The following is an 18822-nucleotide window of genomic DNA, read 5'->3' as shown; positions in this document are numbered from 1 at the left end:
CGGTCCGCACGGGGGAGGCTGCGGCGGCGACAGGCCGCCTGTCGCCCGCCCGGAGCAATCGCGCAGGCGTCCGATGGCCCGTCAGGAGGACGCGTCGGTGACCGCCTTGCGGCGGTGCACCACCTGGGCGGCGACCAGCGCGACCGCGGCGGCGACCAGCGACAGCACCATCTGCATCCGTCCGTCGTGGGTGGTGAACATGTACGCCACCACGAAGGCGATCATTCCGATCGTGGCCCAGGTGAGGTACGGGAAGAGCCACATCCGGACGGTGAGCTTCTCCGGGGATTCCCGCTCGATGATCCTCCGCATACGGAGCTGGGAGACGCTGATCACGAGCCAGACGAAGAGCGCGACGGCGCCGGAGGAATTCAGCAGGAACTTGAAGACGGTGTCCGGGAACTCGTAGTTGAAGAACACCGCGACGAATCCGAAGACCACCGAGGCGAGGATCGCGGTGAGCGGCACGCCGCGGCCGGTGACCTTCGCGAAGGCCTTCGGCGCGTCGCCGCGCTGCCCGAGCGAGAAGGCCATCCGGGAGGCCGTGTAGAGACCGGAGTTCAGGCAGGACAGCACCGCGGTGAGCACGATGAGGTCCATCAGCGGGGCGGCGCCGGGGATGCCGACGTGCTTGAGCACGGCCACGTACGGGCTGTCCAGGACCTCCGCGGAGTCCCAGGGCAGCAGGGTGACGACGATGGCGATGGAGCCCAGGTAGAAGACGCCGATGCGCCAGATCACGCTGTTGGTGGCCTTGGTCACGGCGCGGGCCGGGTCGGGCGACTCGCCGGCGGCCAGGGTGACGATCTCGCTGCCCATGAAGGCGAAGACGACCGTCAGCATGCCGCTGAAGACCGCGCCGATGCCGTTCGGCAGGAAGCCGCCGTGGTCGAGCAGGTTGGACGTGCCCACCGCGGTGGTGTCCGGCAGCACGCCGAAGACCGCGAGGCCGCCGACCACCAGGAAGGCCGCGATGGCGACCACCTTGATCCCGGCGAACCAGAACTCGAACTCGCCGTAGGAGGAGACCGAGAACAGGTTGGTGGCGGTCAGCACGGCCATCACCAGCAGGGCGAAGCCCCACTGCGGCACGCCCGGCACCCAGTTGTGCAGGATCTTCGCGCCGGCGGTGGCCTCCACGGCCAGCACGACGACCCAGAAGAACCAGTAGAGCCAGCCGATGGTGAAGCCTGCCCAGCGGCCGAGCGCGCGGTCCGCGTAGGCGGAGAAGGACCCGCTCTGCGGGTCGGCCGCGGCCATCTCGCCGAGCATCCGCATCACCATGACGACCAGGGCGCCGGCCAGGGTGTACGAGAGCAGGATGCCGGGGCCGGTGGCGGCGATGCCGGCGCCGGAGCCGACGAACAGGCCGGCTCCGATGACTCCGCCGATGGCGATCATCGACAGGTGGCGGTTCTTCAGTCCGGCCTTGAGGTGGCCGTCCCCGGCGGCACCCGGTGGGGTGGCGGGGGCGGCCTCGGCGGGCCGGCTCGAGCGCGTCGTGGTGTCCGGGCTCATGGTCGTTGCTGCCTCTCCGGTGCGGCGGGGGTCGGCCGCACACCCGCAGGAAGGTAGCCCGGAAATCCTGATTCCGTAACCCCGGGCCTGAATTCGGCACGATTCTCTGAGCATTATTTGAGGTTCACGGAATGAATTATGACACCGGCTGACATCTCTACTCGCAGGTCATCGGAAATCCCGATCCGCCGTCAGCCGCGGTGCCGACCCGGTGCGCCGCCCGGCCCGGGGCGGTGGCACGTCGCGGACGGCGGCCGCGTCGGGGCTGCGACGATGGAGGTCCCGACCGTCCCTCCGCACACCCCTGGGGCCGCCCGATGAGCACCACCGTCCACCTCGCGCAGCAGCCGGAGGCCGACGAACTGCTCGGCCGCAGCCCGCTGGCCGTGCTCACCGGCATGCTGCTGGACCAGCAGATCCCGATGGAGTGGGCGTTCACCGGCCCGTGGACGATCGCCCGGCGGCTCGGTGCCGACGACCTGGACGCGCACCGGATCGCCGCCGCCGACCCGGAGGAGTTCGCCGCCCTGCTGTCCGAGAAGCCCGCGGTGCACCGCTACCCGGGCTCGATGGCCAACCGGGTGCAGCAGCTCTGCCGGTACCTGGTCGAGCACCACGACGGCGACGCCGAGGCGGTCTGGCGGGACGCGCCGAACGGCCGGGAGCTGCTGAAGCGGCTGGGCGAGCTGCCCGGCTTCGGCAAGCAGAAGGCGCAGGTCTTCCTCGCCCTGCTCGGCAAGCAGTACGGGGTCGCCCCCGAGGGCTGGCGTGAGGCGGCCGGCCCGTACGGCGAGGAGGGGTCCTTCCGCTCGGTCGCGGACGTCACCGGGCCGGAGTCGCTGGTGAGGGTGCGCGCCTTCAAGCAGGAGGCGAAGAAGGCCGCCAAGGCGGCGAAGTCCGCGAAGCAGGCGCAGGGCTGACCCGGGGTACGGGTGGCGGTTGCGGATCTCCCGGTCCGAGGACCGCCGGGGCCGTCCGCGGCGACCGCCTCCGCGGTGCGCCCGTACGGCGCCGGTGCACGAACGCACGGCCGGGCCGCTCCCCTCCGCGGGGGCGGCCCGGCCGGACGGCGGCTCAGCTGCTCGCGTACTCCACGGTCAGCAGGGCGCGGGCCACGGTGTGGAAGGTGATGTTGAAGCCGACCGCGGCGGCCGTGGTGTCCGGGGTGAGCCCGAGCGAGGGCACGTCCAGGGCGTGCACGGCGAAGACGTAGCGGTGCGCCGGGCCGGGCGGCGGGGCGGCGCCGTCGTACCTGTGCCCGGGGAAGTCGTTGCGGGCGTGGAAGGCGTCACCGGGCAGCGAGGCGTCGGAGGCACCGGCGCCGCGGGCCAGCTCGGTGGTACCGACGGGCAGGTCGAGGGCCAGCCAGTGCCACCAGCCGCTGCCGGTGGGCGCGTCCGGGTCGTAGCAGGTGACCGCGAAGCCGCGGGTCTCGGCGGGGAAGCCGGACCAGGCCAGGTGCGGCGACTCGTTGCCGAGCGCGTGCACGTGCGCGTCCGGCATCACGGCGCCCTCGGTGAGGTCACGGCTGGTCAGCTCGAAGGCCGGGACCTTCGGCAGGAATTCGTAGGGCAGCGGCGGACGGTTCGTCATGGGCCGGGCACCTTCTCCTTCGTCGCACTGCGGGTGGCGGTACGACGGAAGTCTAGGCAGCCGACTGCGCCGCCACGGCCGCGCCGAGCGGGGTGTCGGCGCGGCCCAGGTCGAGCGGCAGGTCGAAGTGGTTGCGCCCGGCGGCGACCGCCGTCTCCACCGCGGCCCCGGCCCGGCGGGCGGCGGCCGCGAACTCCTCCTGCTGGCGCCCGAACTCGGCGGTCTCGTGCTCGCCGCGGACGAGCAGCAGCGGCGGCAGCGCCGGGCCGTCGGCGAGCAGGTGCAGCGGGCTGTTGCGGCGGGCGGCGTCGGCGTCCAGGCCGAGCGCGTCGTTGACGTAGGTGAGGGCGATCGGCTCCAGGTCGTAGACGCCGCTGAGCAGCACCGCGCCAAAGACCCGGCGGCCGCTCGGGGCGGCCGGGCCGAGCAGGGCCATGGCGGCCAGGTGCGCACCGGCCGAGCTGCCGCTGAGCTGGACGCGACCCGGGTCGACGCCGAGCTCCTCGGCGTGGTCGAGCAGCCAGTGCAGGGCGCGGCGGACCTGGTCGACGATCGCGTCCAGCGGCCAGTGCGGGGCCAGCCCGTAGCCGACGGCGGCGTAGGCGGTGCCGCGGGCGGTGAAGTCGGGGGCGGCGAACGCGGAGTCGGTCTTGTCCAGCTCCTGCCAGTAGCCGCCGTGCACGAAGACGTGCAGCGGGGCGCCGCCGTCCGGGACGGGCCCGCGGGGCGGGAAGAAGTCGACCAGCTCGGGCTCCGCCGGGCCGTACCGCAGGTCGCGGCGGACCTCCAGCGCCGCGTACGCGTCCTCGCTGCGCGCCGTGTAGGCGGCCAGCTCGACCGCGATGTCCTCGACGCAGCTGCTCGGCGAGTACTCGCGCGCGAGCTCCTCGTGGTCGTAGTCCCGGTACACCGGCGCCATTGCCGTCCTCGCCCGCTCTCGCTCACCGGGCCCGCCACGACCCGTCAGGTATAGACCAATGCCGGGTGTCGGGCTAGCGTGGAGGACGCACCCGCACCGCCTGCCCCGGAGCCGCCCCGTGGAGTCGTCCGTCCTCGCCTTCGCCACCGACCTGCTGGACGAGGGCGCCGACACCTTCTTCGGCCACCTTACCGACCGGGCCGGCGTGGGCGGCCTGACCCTCGCCTCGGTCTACCACGAGGCCCGCGACGTCTTCCCGCACAACCCGCACCGGGTGGTCCGCCACCTCGAACCGGGCGCCGCCTACTTCCGCCCCGACCCGGCGCGCTGGGCCGGCCGGCGCCTCGCCCCCGCGCCGTCCACCGCGATCGGCGACCGCGACCCGTTCGCCGAGGCCGCCGCCGAGGCCGGCCGGCGCGGCCTCAAGCTGCACGCCTGGACGGTCTTCTGCCACAACGACCGGCTCGGCTTCCAGCACCCGGACTGCGCCCCCGCCAACGCCTTCGGCGACCGCCACCTCACCGAACTGTGCCCGGCCAACCCGGAGGTCCGCGAGTACGCCCGCACCCTGGTCGAGGACCTCGGCCGGTACGGGGTGGACGCGATCCGCGCCGAGTCCCTGCACTTCCACGGCCTGCGCCACGGCCACCACCACGAGCGCTACTTCGAGGACCTCGGGCCCGTCGCGGAGGCCCTGCTCGGCATCTGCTTCTGCCCGCACTGCCTGGCCGCCGCCTCCGCCGCCGGCGTCCCCGCCGAGGAGGTCCGCACCGCCGTCCGGGACGAGCTGCGCGCCCGGCTCGCCGACGAGAAGCGGGCCGCCGAACCCGCCGCCCTGGACGGATTCGCCGGCGGCGCCCTCGCCGCCTACCTGGACGCGGCCACCCGCACCGTCACCACGCTCGCCGCGGAACTCGCCCGGGCGGCCGCCGCCGGCGGCATGCGGCTGACCTTCATGGACGGCGCCGGGCCCGGCAAGGGCTGGCTCTCCGGCATCGACCTCCCGTCACTGGCGGGCGCCGCCCACCAGATCGAGACCCTCGGCTACGCCCGCACCCCGGAGGCCGTCCGCGAGAAGGTGGCGGCCTTCGCCCTGCACGGCGTCCGGCCGGAGGCCATGGCGGTGATCCTCCGCCCGATGGCCGAGGACTGCGACGGCCCGGCGAACCTGGCCGCCAAGATCGCCGTCCTGCGCGAGCTCGGCGTCCCCGAGGTCGAGTTCTACCACTACGGCCTGATGCGCCTCTCCTCCCTCGACCGCATCGGCGCCGCCCTGCTCCCGTGAGGGCTCATCAGGGGCGCACGGGGGCGGCGTGCCCACCCGGGCGCCCCTCGGAGGCCGGCCCTACCGGCGGCGCCGCGAGGTGCCGAACAGGCTCCGGGTGATCTCGCGGCCGAGCTGGGTGCCCGCCGACCGGGCGAAGGACTTCAGCGCCGGGCTGCGCAGCAGCGAACCGATCAGCCCGCCCTCCTCCTGCTCCGCCGTCTCCGGCCGGTGCCGCTCGGCCGGTGCGGTCCGCTCGCGGGCCGGCTCCTCCGCGCGGGCGGCCGGTCGGGCGGCCGGTCGGGCGGCGAGCTTCTCGTACGCGGACTCCCGGTCGATCGCGTCGCGGTAGCGCGGCGCCAGCGGCGAGCCGTCCACCGCGGCCCGCAGGACGGCCGGCTCCAACGGCCCCATCAGCGACTGCGGGGCCGTCAGGCGGGTCGGCGCGACCGGTGTCGGCGCGCCCCGCTCGGACAGCACCGTGACCACCGCCTCGCCGGTGCCCAGCCCGGTGAGCACCTCGGCGAGGTCGTACGGTGACCGCGGGAAGGTCGAGACGGTGGCCTTGAGCGCCTTGGCGTCGTCCGGGGTGAAGGCCCGCAGCGCGTGCTGCACCCGGTTGCCGAGCTGCGCCAGCACGTCGGCGGGGACGTCCTTCGGCGTCTGGGTGACGAAGAAGATGCCGACGCCCTTCGAGCGGATCAGCCGGACGGTCTGGGTGATCGCCTCCAGGAAGGCCTTGGACGCGCCCTTGAAGAGCAGGTGCGCCTCGTCGAAGAAGAAGACCAGCTTCGGCCGGTCGAGGTCGCCGACCTCCGGCAGCTCCTGGTACAGGTCGGCGAGCAGCCACATCAGGAAGGTGGAGAACAGCCGCGGCCGGTCCTGCACCGCCGGGAGTTCCAGGACGGAGACCGTGCCGCGGCCGTCGGCCGCGGTGCGCAGCAGGTCGGCGGTGTCGAACTCGGGCTCGCCGAAGAACGCGCCGGCGCCCTCGTTGTCGAGCACGGTCAGCGAACGCAGGATCACCCCGGCGGTCGCGGCGGACAGCCCGCCGATGCCCTTGAGCTCCTCCTTGCCCTCCGGGGAGGTGAGGAAGCCGATGACGGCGGAGAGGTCCTTGAGGTCGTGGAGTTCGAGGCCCGCCCGGTCGGCGTAGTGGAAGACCAGGCCGAGCGAGGCCTCCTGGGTCTCGTTGAGTTCCAGCACCTTGGCGAGCAGCAGCGGGCCGAAGCTGGTGAGGGTGGCCCGGACGGGGATGCCGGTGCCCTGCCCGCCGAGGGCGTAGAACTCGGCGGGGCAGCCCTGCGGCGTCCACGGCCGGCCGACCTCGGCGGCGCGGGCGGCGATCCGCTCGCCCGGCACGCCGGGGGCGGCGATGCCGGAGACGTCGCCCTTGACGTCGGCGAGGAAGACCGGGACGCCCTGGGCGGAGAGCTGTTCGGCGATGAGCTGGAGGGTCTTGGTCTTGCCGGTGCCGGTGGCGCCGGCGACGAGTCCGTGCCGGTTGAGCACGCCGAGCGGGACGCGCACCTGCGCCTCGGGGTACGCGGTGGTGCCGTCGATCGCGGCGCCGAGGTCGAGCGCGGGGCCGGTGAAGGCGTACCCGTCGGCGATCGCCCGGACGGCGGCGGGAAGCGCCGCGGCGTCGGGGGTGTGGGGGTCGGTCATCTCGGCGGGCTCCCGGGCAGAGCTGGCAAAAGGGATTTCCACCATCAAACCGCCGTACTCGGAACCGGACGGGTAACGCCGCGCTTGCTGCGCCCCCCGCACGCATGACGGTAGGCTTTCCGTGTGATCTTCAAGCGCATCGGCAACGGGCGGCCGTACCCGGATCACGGCCGGACCAGCACCCGCCAGTGGGCGGACGTCGCGCCGCGTCCGGTGCGGCTGGACCAGCTGGTCACCACCAAGGGTCAGCTCGATCTGGAAACGCTCCTCGCGGAGGACTCCACGTTCTACGGGGACCTCTTCGCGCACGTGGTGAAGTGGCACGGCGACCTCTACCTGGAGGACGGACTGCACCGTGCGGTGCGGGCCGCGCTGCAGCAGCGCCAGGTGTTGCACGCGCGCGTGCTGGAGATGGACTGACCGACCCCGGACCGGGTACGAACCACCTCTCACGGACCCCCGCGGACACCCCGGAAGGGCGCCGGTACATCCTTTCGGGTGCCGGGGTACTCCAGATGATGATCATTTAGTACCTTCACAGCAGCTGTAGCACTAATCTGCTGAACAACGGCCGATTTCCCGGCGTACGCCCCTTTTTGGCCGCACCCGAGACCGAGCCTGTCCGAGCCTGTCCTGGCACGAGGGGGACACCGACGTGAGCATGCTGACCCCCCAGGGACTGAAGGGGAAGCAGTACCGGATCACCGGTAACTCCTACCCCCGCCTGGGCCGCCCTCCCCGCAGGAGCCGCAAGGTGCTGGCCGGCATCGGCGTCCTGCTCGCCCTGTCGCTGGTCGCCCTCGGCGGCGTCCAGCTCTACGACGTCTTCCGCGGTCGGCACGCCTCCGCACAGGCGTGTCCGACCCCCGGCGCCTCCGGCAAGCCGCTGGCCGCCCCGGCGGCGTCGGACGCCGCCTCCGGCGCGGCCTCCCCGGCCCCCGGCGCCACCAGTACCGCCGTCCCGCAACCGCAGGCGGTGACGGTCAACGTCTACAACGCCACCGACAAGTCCGGCATGGCCGCCCGCACCGCGGAGGAGCTGAAGAAGCGCGGCTTCACCATCGGCCAGGTCGGCAACGCCCCGGCCGCGCTGGACAAGAAGGTGCCCGGCACCGTGCAGGTGATCAGCGGTCCGGCCGGCCTCGGCGCGGCCACGCTGCTCGGCTCGCAGGTGGCGAGCGCCGCCAGGACGGCCGACGCCCGGACGGACGCGACGGTCGACTTCGTCCTCGGCGACAGCTTCGCCGCCCTGCTCGACCCGACCCAGGCGGCCGCGGCCCTGGCCGAGGCCACCAAGCCGTCCCCGACCCCGTCGCCGCAGCCCGGCTCCTGCTGAACGGCCCGGCTCCGGCCGGCCGCCGCACACCGGCAGCCACGCGAAGGGCCCCGCTCCTCCGGGAGGAGCGGGGCCCTTCGCGCTTCCGGCGCGGCGGGATCAGCCGGCGGTGCCGTACAGGCGGTCGCCCGCGTCGCCGAGGCCGGGGACGATGTAGCCGTGCTCGTTGAGGCGCTCGTCCAGCGCGGCGGTGACGATCTTGACGGGCTGGTCGGCCAGCTCCTTCTCGACCACCGCGACGCCCTCCGGGGCGGCCAGCAGCACCACGCCGGTGACGTCCGTGGCGCCGCGCTCGAGCAGCATCCGGACGGCGGCGACCAGGGTGCCGCCGGTGGCGAGCATCGGGTCGAGGACGAAGACCTGGCGGCCGGATAGGTCGTCGGGCATCCGCGTCGCGTAGGTGGACGCCTCCAGCGTCTCCTCGTTGCGGACCATGCCCAGGAAGCCGACCTCGGCGGTCGGCAGCAGCCGGGTCATGCCGTCCAGCATGCCGAGACCGGCCCGCAGGATCGGGACGACCAGCGGCCGCGGGTGGCTCAGCCGGGTGCCGGTGGTGACGGCGACCGGGGTGGTGACCTCCACCGGCTCGGTCCGGACGTTCCGGGTGGCCTCGTAGGCGAGCAGGGTGACCAGCTCGTCGGTCAGGCGGCGGAAGGTCGGCGAGTCGGTGCGCTCGTCGCGCAGGGTGGAGAGCTTGTGGGCGACCAGGGGGTGGTCGACGACGTGGAGACGCATGTCTCGACCATAACGGGCACGGGCACGTGCGTACGACTCGCCGGGGAGCGGCCGGGAACGAGGTGTGGACGGGCCGGAACCGGGGAAGCCGAACCGAGACCTTCGCCCTGGTATCAAGCGGACACTTCTGGGAAAGTCGGACCGTATGAAGAGCAACCCGGACCCCGGGGCCGGCTCGACAGACGAGTCGGGGCCCGACGCCCCCGAGACCGAGGCGCAGCGCCGCAAGCGCCGCGCCCTGTTCCTCCGCGAGCTCGCCGAGGCGCGCGAGCTGCGGGCCCGGGTGCAGCCCCGGCGCACCAAGGAGCGGCGGATGCGCGAGGCCATGCGGATGCGAACCTTCCGCATCTGACGGAGGAGTCCGCGACCCGTCGGCCGCCGACCAGCCATTCCGACACGACCTGCAAAGACGCGCTGCAGAACACCCCCCGCAGCGCCGGGCTTTCTGTCACGATGCCGGAGGGACGGTCCGAACAGCGGACCGTTTCTGGCGCGGGGGCGGCCAGACCGCGTTCGCCCGAGATCGCCTACAGCCGAGACCAATCTTGGGAGTGTCCCTGGTGGCGTACTTCGCTGCAGTGCTTGCTCGCACCGATGGCGGGTGGGATGTGAGCGAGACGGAGCTCGACGACGTCGAAACCCTGGCCGACCTGGCCGACCTGGCCCGGGAGGCCGCCCAGGACGACGACAGCGTCCTGGTCTTCATCGAACAGGAGGACGCCTGGTTCGCCGTCGTCCGCGTGGACGGCGAGGACGACCCGCGCATCTTCGTCTCCGACGGCGCCGCCGCGGCGCGCAGCTCGTACGGCTCGGTGCTGACCGACGAACTGATCGAGGCCGAGGACTTCGACGACATCGACGCCCTGGTCGCGGACGTCGAGGACGACGAGGAGGCCGCGCTGGAGGCCGCGGACGACGCGGACGAGGACGAGGACGCAGCCGGTCCGGCCGGCGCCCAGGCGGGGCCGCTCGGGGACTCCGACCTGCTCGCCGACTTCGGCCTGTCCGCCAAGGACCTCCTGGGCCTGGCCGGCGAGGGCGCGGTGCCCGGCGACGCGCTCGCCGAGATCGCCGACGCGCTCGGCGCGGGCGAGGTCCTGGAGGCCGTTCGGTAGCGCCCGAGCCGGTGCCCGACACTGGTGCCATGCCGTCCGCACCCGCCCCGCAGATCCACCCCCTTCCGGCCCCCGTCCGCCCCGACCCGGTGCGCGACCGGTGGAAGGACCTGATGCGCCTCGCCATGGACGAGGCGGCACTGGCCACCTCCACCGGGGACGTACCGGTCGGGGCGCTCGTGCTCGGGCCCGACGGCGCGGTGATCGGACGCGGCCACAACGTGCGCGAGGCGGACGGCGACCCGACCGGGCACGCCGAGGTGGTGGCGATCCGGCAGGCGGCCGCGGCCGTCGGCGAGTGGCGCCTCGGCGGCTGCACCCTGGTCGTCACCCTGGAGCCGTGCACCATGTGCGCCGGGGCGCTGGTGCTCTCCCGGATCGACCGGGTCGTCTACGGCGCCCTCGACCCCAAGGCCGGCGCGGCCGGCTCGCTCTTCGACGTGATGCGCGACCGCCGGCTGAACCACCGCCCCGAGGTCGTCCCCGGTGTGCTCGCCGAGGAATGCTCCGCACAGCTGCTGGCCTTCTTCGAGACCCAGCGCTGAATACGGATTTCGTCACCGCCCGACCCGTCCGGTAGAGTCTCTCTCGGTAGCGTGTCCGAGCGGCCAAAGGAGCACGCCTCGAAAGCGTGTGTGGGGGCAACTCCACCGTGGGTTCGAATCCCACCGCTACCGCCACTGAGCAGGAAAGACGAAGGCTCCCGACTGGAGACAGTCGGGAGCCTTCGTCGTGCTGGTCTCAAATGTGGTCTCAGTTGGCTCTGAGATGAGCCCAGTCAGCCGCGAGCCGGATGGGGGTTCCCGGGGATCAACACAGCAACGCAGCGGCGCCGCCTACGGCTGCGTCTCCTCCCACTCATTGAACTCCTCCCAGACGACCTCCCAGTCCTTTCCGCTCTTCTCGGCCGCATCGAACATGTCATCGGCGCCGTAGGTCTCCTGAAGCCACTGCCGTTCGAGCCGGACGATACGGAGCCGCACTGCCTCTTGCCGGGCAGCATGGCGCTCCGCCTCACGGCGCCTCTCGTTGGCTCGCTCGGCCTCTGCCTCAACCACCTTCCGGTCCTTGCCGGTGCGTCTGGCAGCGCAGTCCAGACCGAGATGTGAGTGGTGGCCCAGCGGGCTACCAGCGCGGTCCGCAGTCTCCAGGATGATGGGACGTTGAACCGGCTTCTGACATGCGTCGCAGTCTGCTGGCCGCCCCGCGGTCCCCCTGATGATGTACGTCTCCATTGCCCGCCCCTCGCCTCGGCTGCTGGTCGGCACAGTGTGTCCGAAACAGCGCTTCGGAGATGCTCGGTTTGGTCAATCGGCAGGGTCTTGGGCCGCCTCCCAGACGAGTCCACCGATCTGCCGGGCAACGTCGCGTCGGACCCTCTTCGTCACGTGCTGGTACCGATGGGCCATGGCGGTACTCGACCAGCCCATGATGTCCATCACAATCCGCTCGGGCACCCCGAGAATGAGGAGGATCGTGCCGGCGGTGTGACGGGCATCGTGGAGGCGGCCGTCCCGGAGTTCAGCCGCTTGGAGCAATCGCTTCCACTCGTCCCAGTCGGTACGCGGGATGAGTGGCTGGCCGGTCTCGGTGGCGAAGACCCACCCGCCGTCGTGCCAGAGCTGGCGCGCGTTCAGCCGCTCCCGCTCCTGTTCCTCCTGATGGAGGCGGAGCATCTTGATGAGCTGATCAGGCAAGCCGATCAGCCGCTTACCCGCCCTCGACTTGGTAGGGGCAGCCTGCGTGTTCGTTCGGACACGCTGGGGGCACCGGCCGGCGTGCTTCTTCCCGCAGGACTCCCCCTCGCACCCGTGGCGGTACTTCGGCCGCTGCATGCTCTGGCGGACCCAAAGGGTGCCCTCCTCCAGGTCGAGGTCCGACCACTGGAGCCCGAGGGCTTCGCCCTGCCGGAGTCCGAGCGCCAGTGCGACCGCCCATCGGCCACTGTTCCGGCGCTTCCCCGCCTCCAGGAGTAGCCGCTGCACCTCCTCGACCTCGTAAGGCGTCACCTCCTCCTCTTCTACCCGGGGAGCCGTGGCGAGGGAGGCGACGTTCCGGGTGAGGTGGCCGCGCCGCACCGCCTGATTGAGCGCCACCCGGATGGTCCGGTGAGCCTGGTGCGCGGTGGCGGGCTTGCTGCCGTTGTCCTGCATCTTCTTGTAGAAGCGCTCCAGGTGCTCCGGCTCCAGCTTCTCCAGCCGGTGGGCGCCGAGCCCGGGGATCAGATGAACATTGACCGCCACCCGGTACCCGGACAGCGTGTTCGGCCGGACGGAGAGCGCGGCGATGTTCTCGACCCAGTGGGTGAGCCAGGCCGCGACGGTCCAGGACTTCCCGGCCTTCGGGACGTTGCCTTCGTCGCGCTTCTTCTCCAGCTCCCGGACCTTCTTGGTGACCTCCGCTCGGTTCTTTCCCCGGACGTGGCGCCGGTCCGGCGTGCCGTCGTCCTTCACACCGACGGTCACGCGACCGTGCCACTTGCCGTCCTTGTCCTGGTAGATGCTGGAACCGCCGTTGGGCTGCCGGGTTGCCAAGGGTGAAGCCTCCTCAGGCTGCGGTGGTAGGGACGAAGCCGGACTCCTGCATCCGGCGCCGGATGTACTCGGGAAGGGCCTCGGCCGGCACACGGCGCAGACGGCCGATGGGGATGCTCGGGACCTCACCCGTTCGGATGAGGGCGTACATCGTGGTGCGGCCGATCCCGAGGCGGCGTGCTGCCTCCTCGACGGTGAGCGCCACGAGCGTGGGGTCGAACTCGGTGGGCGTTTCGGGAGCGATGGCCGTACTCAAGGCGGGTCCTTCCCGGTGCTGGGCGGGGGGTGGAAAGGGTGGAAAGGGGTGCTAAGCCCGGCGACCTGGGCTTTTGTGATGCGGGGTGGGGGTGGAAAGGGGGTGGAAAGGGGGGTGGAAAGGGTCGGGCGTCCCGGGAGGGCGGGTTGGGGTGGGACCTTTCCACCCCCCTTAGCACCCCCTTTCCACCCCTCCCACGCTGTGTGTTTTCGCAGGTGGGAGGGCTTAGCACCCCTTTTCACCCTTTCCACCCCCTGGGGTTAGGTGGGCGGGGCATAGAGCAGGACGGTGGCGTGCCGGCCGGTGCCGGGGATCTGGGCACTGCCGTAGCCCTCGATCTGGAGGAGGGCGGCGATCAAGCGGTCCCGTTCGTCCTTGCTGGACTTCTTGAACAGCCGGTAGACCTCGTCGCCGGTCAGACCGCGGGGCCCGGCGGCGCGGACGGCGGCGGCGAGCTTGTCGAGCTTGCGGTCGCCGGTGGTGTGCTCGACCAGGCCGAGCACGTGCGCGGCGGAGGCCCGGGAGTAGGCGACCAGGGCGTGCGCGGCCCGCAGGTGCTCCACGTTGATCTGCTGCTGGTGGTCGCAGAGGGCGTAGACCATGGCGAGCCGCAGCGTGTAGGGGGCGGCGCGGGCGGTGAATTCGGCGAGCGGCCCGTCGCCGTCCTCGTCCCCGCACAGCGCCGGGTAGACGTCCTCGCGCCACAGTGCACGGGCCGTCTCGTCCATCGTGACCTCGCCCGCCTGCCGGGCATCGCGCAGCACGGTCCGCCAGGCCGAGGCGAGGTTGTCCACCAGCTGGGGAGTAGCGCCGCGGGACTCGGCGAGGATCAGATTGCGGTGGACGAAGACCGGCAGGTACCGGTTGTAGGTGCCGCCGGCCATCTCGGTGTCCTGCATCTTGGCGCGCAGTTCGCGGGGGCTGATGTGGCCGATGATCGCCACGTGCGGGGCGGTGACCCGGACTGCGTCGCGGTTCATCAGCCCGAGGTCTTCGCCGTTCCACGCCTGCCGCAGGATGCCGCCGAGCGAGTTCCCTTCGCGGCGGGAGCGGGCCATGGTGACGCCGTACTCGGACTCCACGATCCAGCAGCGCTTGTCGATCACCCCGGGGTCGTCGTCCTTCGTGGGGTCGCCGTCGCGGACGGCCTGGATCAGGCCCTCGCCGGAGGACAGGCCGGTGAGCGCGTTGGTCTTGAAGAACTCCGGTTCGGCGGCCGCGAGGAGGAGGCGGGCGGTGTTGGTGGCGGCGCCTTTGCGGCCGGCGGCGGTCGCGCCGACCGTGAGGGCCCAGATCAGGGCGGGGTGGCGGTCGTTGCCGATCCGCAGGTGCGGGCCGGAGCCGAACATCGCGCCGGCGGCGGAGAGCAAGTTGGCCAGCACCCCGACCGGGTCGGCCTCCGTGCTCGGGTCCAGCTGGCGCACGGTCTCGCCGGCCCAGCCCTGGAAGACGGCCATGTCGGGCACCGGGCCGGGCCGGGTGGGCCGGTCGACGCCGAGCAGCGGCCCGTAGAACACGTCCTGCACCGCCGGTGGCGCCGCGGCGGGGGCGGGGTGGTCGGTCGTGTGGGCGGGGGCGGGGATGCTCACGCGGCCTCCTGGTGGCCGGCCGTCGCGTCGGCGGTGCGGGTGCGGCCGGTGGTCGGTGCCATGGCTCGGTTCCTTTCGGGTCGTCAGACAGGCGTGGGACGGGCCGTGCTGGGCGGGTGCGGCACCGCGAGGGAACGGGGTCGGAGAAGCGCTTCTCCGGCCTCGCCCCGGTGCGGGCCGCAGGGTCAGGCGGCGCCTCGGGCCAGGCCGCGGCGGATGGTGTGCTCGCACTCCGAGCGGGACAGACCGGTGGCCATCCCGGCGTCGAGGAGCGTGTCGAAGGCAAGCGCCTCGTCCAGGACGCCGGTGGGCAGATGGCGCCCGAGGGCCGCGGCGGAGGCGAACAGCCGCTTGGCCCGGCCCGGGTAGGTCTGGGCCTTCACGGCCGCTGCCTCACGCTCCAGAGCGGCCCGCACGTAGGGCTTCTGGTGGTAGACCCGCTCCCGCAGCCCGCCCACCGGCGCGACCGCGACCGGGACGGGCGGCGGGGTCAGCAACGCCAGCAGCTCGGGCGGGCACGGAGCGATGACGTCCGGGTCCGTGCCGGGCGCGAAGACATACCGCCCGGCGGTGCCGAGGGAGCCGGGGCCGACCAGGTAGCCGGCCGGGCCTCGCACGTCGATCCCCGGCGCCACCCTGCCGACGGAGTTCGGGAACACCGCGTCCGCCGGAGCGGACAGCCACAGGTGGAGCCCGCCCGAGGGCGTGGCCACGGTGGCAGTGGCCGGGACGGTGAAGGCGTGCTCGGCGGCGAGCCGGGCGAGGCTGGCGGCGCCGTCGAGGCCGTTCTTGCGGTCGAGGTCGAGGCCGACCAGGTGGTGCGGGGCACGGCCGCAGGCGATGCCGTAGCCGGTGGCCCACGGGGCGGCGGCGAACAGCGCGTCGATCTGCTGGTGGTCGGTGGTGGCGTCGAGGACGCCGTGCCCGGGCCGGCCGCAAGTGGCACGGCAGCGGTTGGACTCGGGTCCCGGCGGGTGCGGGCTCGGGATCGCCGGCCGTTTGGTCTTCCCGGTCGGGAAGACCGCGAAGTCGCGGGCGGCGGCGTGGTGGGCGGCGGTGAGGGCGTGGTGCCAGTCGGTCAAGGGCGTCTCCTCACGGGTGGTCAGCAGGTCGGTCTCGGCGGGCACTGCGGTCGTGAGCGGTGACGTAGCTGCGGGGCCGGCGCGGTGTTCGGCGCAGACCTTGTGCGCGGGGCGGTGCTGCTCGTCGCGGAGCGGGGTCGGGGCGCCGCACCACCGGCAGGGCTTGTCGGTGGTGCGGTCGTAGTGGCGGGCGTCGCGCCAGTCGAGGACGGGCACGGCCCGCCCCTATGCGGCGCGGCGGTGGGCGGGGAAGTTGATGACGGTGGCGAGCCGCGGCGGGGCCGGGGCGGTGGCCGGTCGGGGTGCGGGTTCGCGGGCCGGGGGCGGGGTGCCGCCCTCGTCCTGCTGCTGGGCGCGGGCTGCGCGTTCGGCGGCGGACTCGGCGAGCACGGTCCGGACGGCTTCGGAGTCGGTGGCGCTGGCGCGCCAGGTGGCGCCGAGCACAGCGCTGCCGAGGGCCGCGGGGGTGAGGAGGACGGCGGCAGCGATGAGGTCGGCGGCGCTCACGTGGTGGCTCCGTTCGTGGCGGCGGTCTGGGCGAGGACGTCGAGCAGGTCGGTGCCGAGCGCGGCGAGGCGGTGCTCGATGCCCTGCCAGGACTCGTTGTCGATGTGCATGAGCGCGGCCAGCGCGGTGGCCGGGTCGCGGTCGGCGGCGGCCGTGAGGGCCTCGCGGAGGTGGACGGCGGCGAGCGGCCGGATGGCGGGAGCGGGCATGGCGGAGCCCCTTTCGCGGGCCGTACAGGGCATGGGAAGACGGTCCGCCCGCGGGGTAGCGGGCGGGCCGGGTGGTTGCGGAGCGTGTCCGTACTGGGGTGTCTAGTGGGTAGTGGGTACTGGGGAATCCGCAGGACAGGCACCCGTTCGGGACCTCTGGGGGCGGTCTAGTGGGTAGTGGGGTTGCCCCACTACCCACTACCCAGTAGCAGTCTGTGACGGGCTGTTAGGCGTGGTCGGGGTGGACGAAGACGGACAGCGGGCCGTTCTCGCGGTAGACCAGTTCGCCGCGGTCTGCGGCAGCCTGGAGTCCGGCGCGGACGGTCTTGCGGTCGCGGACGACCATCTCGGCGACGGTGGCGACCTTCAGGCCCATGTGCCCGGCGGACTCGATCGCGTCGATCGCCTCCGCCAGCCAGTCCGGCCCGGCCGGCGCCGCCGGGACCGGCTGGGACGGCGCGGGTGCCGGATTCTGGTCGCGGAGGCTGGACAGGTTGAGCCCGGCGGGGCGGGCGTTGGGGAAGGCGATGACCTCCGCCAGCCCCGTCCCGGCCGCGCTGTCGTCCGGGGCGTTGTCGCGGAGCGAGCCGAGGTTCAGCCCGCCCACCGGGGCGGCGGTCTGGGTGGTGCCGGTGGCGTTTTCCCAGAGCCATCCGGCGCGGTCCGCGTCCCAGCGGCGGGCGTAGTCCTCGCCCGCGGCGCGGGCGGAGATCTGGTCAAGGTACGGGCGGCGGGCGTTGGTGGCGAGGACGACGTCGCGGACCATGCTGGGGCTGGTCTTCCAGCCCTTGAAGCCGGTGGGGGCGAAGCCGTCCGCCCCGGCGGCGCCGATCACGCCGCAGCCCTTCGCGGACAGCTGCCGGGTGTCGACCCGGGCGGACGGGAACAGCTTGGCCAGGTTGTTCCCGGACGACTCGCCCGAGGTGAGGGCCGCGCCGACCGGGGAGAACTTCCGCACGCTGGTGTCCCCCAGGGCGGAGACGTTGCCGTCGACCGCGGTCAGCACCAGGCGGATGCCCATGGCGCGGGTGGTCCGCATGGTCTTGCCGACCAGCTCCTGCAGCTCCTTCATCACCGGGTCGCCGAACGAGCGGGCGGACAGGAGTTCGGCGCCCTCGTCGACCACGACCATGATCTGCGGCAGCTTCGCGGAGACCGGCAGCAGTGTGGTGTCATTGGCGTCCAGCAGGTCCTGGTACTGCTGCTGGCGGGCCTTGTTGATGGCGATCACGGCGCGGAACATCCGCAGCGCCTCCGCCGGGGTCGAAGCGACCCAGTCGACGCCCGGCCGGGTGCCGGCCGGGGCCGGGGCTGCCTCCGTGCCGGGCTTCGGCGCCTTCAGCCCCTGCGCCTCCAGCCACGGCCGGACCCACGGGATGCCGACCGCGCCGGCCTTCAGGTCCACCGTCCAGGTGATGACGTCGGTGCAGCGGGCGAACCCGGCGATGACCGCGTCGATGAACGTGGACTTCCCGGATCCGGGCGGGCCGAGGATCAGCGCGCACGCCTCCCGCAGGAACACCTGCACCGTCTCGGAGTTGGGCAGCAGCCCCCACGGGATGCCGGTGAGGATCGACAGCTCGGAGTAGTCGTCGGGGTAGGGGTAGGCACCGGCCATCACGTTCGTGGTGGCGATGTCGAGGATGACCCGGCCCTGCCGGTCGCCCTCCTCCACCCCGACCGTGCACCCGAGCGGCAGCCGCGCGTCCGTGGCCAGCGCCCGCGCGGACCCGGCGATCCGGTCCCACGTCGCACTGCCGCCGGGGAGCTCGGCGGCGAGGGAGTACCCGGCGCCGGTCTTCCAGAACTCGACCGCGAACACGGCGACCTCGATGCCGGTGACGCGCCGGATGCGGTCGGCCCACTCGCGGGCGATCGCCTCCCGCTCGCCGTTCATCTTCCGTGCCGCGTCGCGGGCCTCGGCGCTCATGCGCTCCAGCTCGACGGCCTCCTCCCGGATCGCCGCGTCGGCGGCCATGGCGCCGATGCCGACGCCGAGCGCCGCGAGGGTGCCGGCGGCGGCCCAGGACAGGGGTCCGGTGGCGATCGCCCAGGTGGTCCAGCCTCCGGCGAGTAGCCAGGATGCGGCGCGGGTGGCCATGGTGCGGCCGGTCAGCCGGCGGCGGACGGATGCGCCGATGCCGTGTCCGATCGCCCCGGCGGCGCCGATAGCGAGCGGGATGCCGGGGGGCATGTGGGTGGCGGCGCCGAGCAGGGCCAGGGCGCCGGCGCCGGTGGCGGCGGAGATCGCGCCGGAGATGGGGCCGTGTTCGGCGGCCCAGTCCAGCGGCGGCACCCAGGTGGCCTTGGGGTTCTTCGGGCCACGGGTGCGCGGGGCGGGCTTGGGGGTGTTGGTGAGGTTCAGGGTGGGCTGTGGCTCGGCCACGGCAACTCCAAGGTTGGGTCGGGTGGTGCGGGCGAGCAGTGGGGATGGGGCGGGCCGCCCCGCGCAGTGGTGCGGGGCGGCCCGTGGTGGTGCGTCAGGCGATCAGGTGGG

At 73.1% G+C, this 18822-nt stretch carries 20 protein-coding genes and 1 tRNA gene; 8 read left to right on the top strand and 13 right to left on the bottom strand.

Annotated features, from left to right (window positions below):
- Positions 1-81: 81 nt before the first annotated feature.
- Positions 82-1518: an amino acid permease gene (locus AB0442_RS24475; protein ID WP_366165324.1), complete on the bottom strand. Its 1437-nt coding sequence runs from the start codon at positions 1516-1518 to the stop codon at positions 82-84.
- 317 nt (positions 1519-1835) lie between these two features.
- On the opposite strand from AB0442_RS24475, the gene AB0442_RS24470 reads away from it, so the two are divergent.
- On the top strand, positions 1836-2438 hold the full coding sequence (locus tag AB0442_RS24470) for an HhH-GPD-type base excision DNA repair protein (RefSeq protein WP_366165322.1): 603 nt from the start codon (positions 1836-1838) through the stop codon (positions 2436-2438).
- Between the two features lie 154 nt (positions 2439-2592).
- Here the strand turns inward: AB0442_RS24470 and AB0442_RS24465 are convergent, their stop codons facing one another.
- Both AB0442_RS24465 and AB0442_RS24460 read right to left on the bottom strand, forming a co-directional pair.
- Entirely contained in the window at positions 2593-3111 is a 519-nt protein-coding gene (locus AB0442_RS24465) for a YbhB/YbcL family Raf kinase inhibitor-like protein (protein ID WP_366165321.1), read from the bottom strand.
- Between the two features lie 52 nt (positions 3112-3163).
- On the bottom strand, positions 3164-4030 hold the full coding sequence (locus AB0442_RS24460) for an alpha/beta hydrolase (RefSeq protein WP_366165319.1): 867 nt from the start codon (positions 4028-4030) through the stop codon (positions 3164-3166).
- A 118-nt stretch (positions 4031-4148) separates the two neighbouring features.
- Here AB0442_RS24460 and AB0442_RS24455 point away from each other — a divergent pair, with 118 nt between their 5' ends.
- Entirely contained in the window at positions 4149-5315 is a 1167-nt protein-coding gene (locus tag AB0442_RS24455; RefSeq protein ID WP_366165318.1) for a hypothetical protein, read from the top strand.
- Positions 5316-5375: 60 nt separating this feature from the next.
- On the opposite strand, the gene AB0442_RS24450 is transcribed toward AB0442_RS24455, so the two are convergent.
- Entirely contained in the window at positions 5376-6962 is a 1587-nt protein-coding gene (locus tag AB0442_RS24450) for a helicase HerA-like domain-containing protein (protein ID WP_366165316.1), read from the bottom strand.
- A gap of 123 nt (positions 6963-7085) precedes the next feature.
- Here AB0442_RS24450 and AB0442_RS24445 point away from each other — a divergent pair, with 123 nt between their 5' ends.
- Positions 7086-7382 (top strand): type II toxin-antitoxin system VapB family antitoxin, encoded by a 297-nt coding sequence (locus AB0442_RS24445; protein WP_030273186.1) that lies wholly within the window; start codon positions 7086-7088, stop codon positions 7380-7382.
- A gap of 241 nt (positions 7383-7623) precedes the next feature.
- The gene (locus AB0442_RS24440; RefSeq protein ID WP_366165336.1) at positions 7624-8298 is read left to right on the top strand and encodes a LytR C-terminal domain-containing protein; all 675 of its coding nucleotides are present in this window, start codon (positions 7624-7626) and stop codon (positions 8296-8298) included.
- Between the two features lie 99 nt (positions 8299-8397).
- Here AB0442_RS24440 and upp read toward each other — a convergent pair whose 3' ends face one another.
- Positions 8398-9033 carry a uracil phosphoribosyltransferase gene (upp, locus tag AB0442_RS24435; RefSeq protein ID WP_344625009.1) on the bottom strand — a complete coding sequence of 212 codons (636 nt, stop codon included), beginning with the start codon at positions 9031-9033 and terminating at the stop codon, positions 8398-8400.
- A 145-nt stretch (positions 9034-9178) separates the two neighbouring features.
- Here upp and AB0442_RS24430 point away from each other — a divergent pair, with 145 nt between their 5' ends.
- The 4 genes from AB0442_RS24430 to AB0442_RS24415 all read left to right on the top strand — a co-directional run bounded on the left by AB0442_RS24430 (position 9179) and on the right by AB0442_RS24415 (position 10828).
- Positions 9179-9385 (top strand): hypothetical protein, encoded by a 207-nt coding sequence (locus tag AB0442_RS24430; RefSeq protein WP_344625008.1) that lies wholly within the window; start codon positions 9179-9181, stop codon positions 9383-9385.
- Positions 9386-9593: 208 nt separating this feature from the next.
- Positions 9594-10148 (top strand): hypothetical protein, encoded by a 555-nt coding sequence (locus AB0442_RS24425; RefSeq protein WP_363541029.1) that lies wholly within the window; start codon positions 9594-9596, stop codon positions 10146-10148.
- Positions 10149-10177: 29 nt separating this feature from the next.
- Positions 10178-10693, top strand: coding sequence for a tRNA adenosine(34) deaminase TadA (tadA, locus tag AB0442_RS24420; RefSeq protein ID WP_344625006.1), 516 nt, complete (start codon positions 10178-10180; stop codon positions 10691-10693).
- Positions 10694-10738: 45 nt separating this feature from the next.
- A tRNA-Ser gene (locus AB0442_RS24415) sits at positions 10739-10828 on the top strand.
- Between the two features lie 156 nt (positions 10829-10984).
- On the opposite strand, the gene AB0442_RS24410 is transcribed toward AB0442_RS24415, so the two are convergent.
- The 8 genes from AB0442_RS24410 to AB0442_RS24375 form a co-directional block, all read right to left on the bottom strand.
- Positions 10985-11383, bottom strand: coding sequence for a hypothetical protein (locus tag AB0442_RS24410; RefSeq protein WP_366165314.1), 399 nt, complete (start codon positions 11381-11383; stop codon positions 10985-10987).
- Between the two features lie 72 nt (positions 11384-11455).
- Positions 11456-12682, bottom strand: a complete 1227-nt coding sequence (locus AB0442_RS24405) for a site-specific integrase (protein WP_366165312.1) — start codon at positions 12680-12682, stop codon at positions 11456-11458.
- Positions 12683-12695: 13 nt separating this feature from the next.
- A complete protein-coding gene (locus AB0442_RS24400; RefSeq protein WP_366165310.1) occupies positions 12696-12938 on the bottom strand; it encodes a helix-turn-helix domain-containing protein in 243 nt (80 codons plus the stop codon).
- Positions 12939-13198: 260 nt separating this feature from the next.
- Positions 13199-14527: a DUF3987 domain-containing protein gene (locus tag AB0442_RS24395; RefSeq protein ID WP_366165308.1), complete on the bottom strand. Its 1329-nt coding sequence runs from the start codon at positions 14525-14527 to the stop codon at positions 13199-13201.
- A gap of 185 nt (positions 14528-14712) precedes the next feature.
- A complete protein-coding gene (locus AB0442_RS24390) occupies positions 14713-15609 on the bottom strand; it encodes a bifunctional DNA primase/polymerase (protein ID WP_366165335.1) in 897 nt (298 codons plus the stop codon).
- 225 nt (positions 15610-15834) lie between these two features.
- Positions 15835-16116 carry a hypothetical protein gene (locus AB0442_RS24385; RefSeq protein WP_366165306.1) on the bottom strand — a complete coding sequence of 94 codons (282 nt, stop codon included), beginning with the start codon at positions 16114-16116 and terminating at the stop codon, positions 15835-15837.
- Complete coding sequence (locus AB0442_RS24380) at positions 16113-16325, bottom strand: hypothetical protein (RefSeq protein ID WP_366165305.1); 213 nt, start codon at positions 16323-16325, stop codon at positions 16113-16115. The genes AB0442_RS24385 and AB0442_RS24380 overlap by 4 nt, the downstream gene beginning before the upstream one ends.
- A 226-nt stretch (positions 16326-16551) precedes the next feature.
- Complete coding sequence (locus AB0442_RS24375) at positions 16552-18711, bottom strand: ATP-binding protein (RefSeq protein ID WP_366165303.1); 2160 nt, start codon at positions 18709-18711, stop codon at positions 16552-16554.
- Positions 18712-18822: the final 111 nt, after the last annotated feature.

The organism is Kitasatospora sp. NPDC085895 (genome assembly GCF_040702125.1).
GTDB lineage: Bacteria > Actinomycetota > Actinomycetes > Streptomycetales > Streptomycetaceae > Kitasatospora > Kitasatospora arboriphila.
The sequence above is the reverse complement of the archived record's forward strand: the minus strand, read 5'-3'. Positions and strand labels throughout refer to the sequence as shown.

Coding starts and splice junctions, on each gene's coding strand:
- upp (WP_344625009.1), bottom strand. CDS start 9,033: ATGCGTCTCCACGTCGTCGACCACCCCCTGGTCGCCCACAAGCTCTCC.
- AB0442_RS24410 (WP_366165314.1), bottom strand. CDS start 11,383: ATGGAGACGTACATCATCAGGGGGACCGCGGGGCGGCCAGCAGACTGC.
- tadA (WP_344625006.1), top strand. CDS start 10,178: ATGCCGTCCGCACCCGCCCCGCAGATCCACCCCCTTCCGGCCCCCGTC.
- AB0442_RS24380 (WP_366165305.1), bottom strand. CDS start 16,325: ATGCCCGCTCCCGCCATCCGGCCGCTCGCCGCCGTCCACCTCCGCGAG.
- AB0442_RS24465 (WP_366165321.1), bottom strand. CDS start 3,111: ATGACGAACCGTCCGCCGCTGCCCTACGAATTCCTGCCGAAGGTCCCG.
- AB0442_RS24430 (WP_344625008.1), top strand. CDS start 9,179: ATGAAGAGCAACCCGGACCCCGGGGCCGGCTCGACAGACGAGTCGGGG.
- AB0442_RS24475 (WP_366165324.1), bottom strand. CDS start 1,518: ATGAGCCCGGACACCACGACGCGCTCGAGCCGGCCCGCCGAGGCCGCC.
- AB0442_RS24440 (WP_366165336.1), top strand. CDS start 7,624: ATGCTGACCCCCCAGGGACTGAAGGGGAAGCAGTACCGGATCACCGGT.
- AB0442_RS24460 (WP_366165319.1), bottom strand. CDS start 4,030: ATGGCGCCGGTGTACCGGGACTACGACCACGAGGAGCTCGCGCGCGAG.
- AB0442_RS24450 (WP_366165316.1), bottom strand. CDS start 6,962: ATGACCGACCCCCACACCCCCGACGCCGCGGCGCTTCCCGCCGCCGTC.
- AB0442_RS24470 (WP_366165322.1), top strand. CDS start 1,836: ATGAGCACCACCGTCCACCTCGCGCAGCAGCCGGAGGCCGACGAACTG.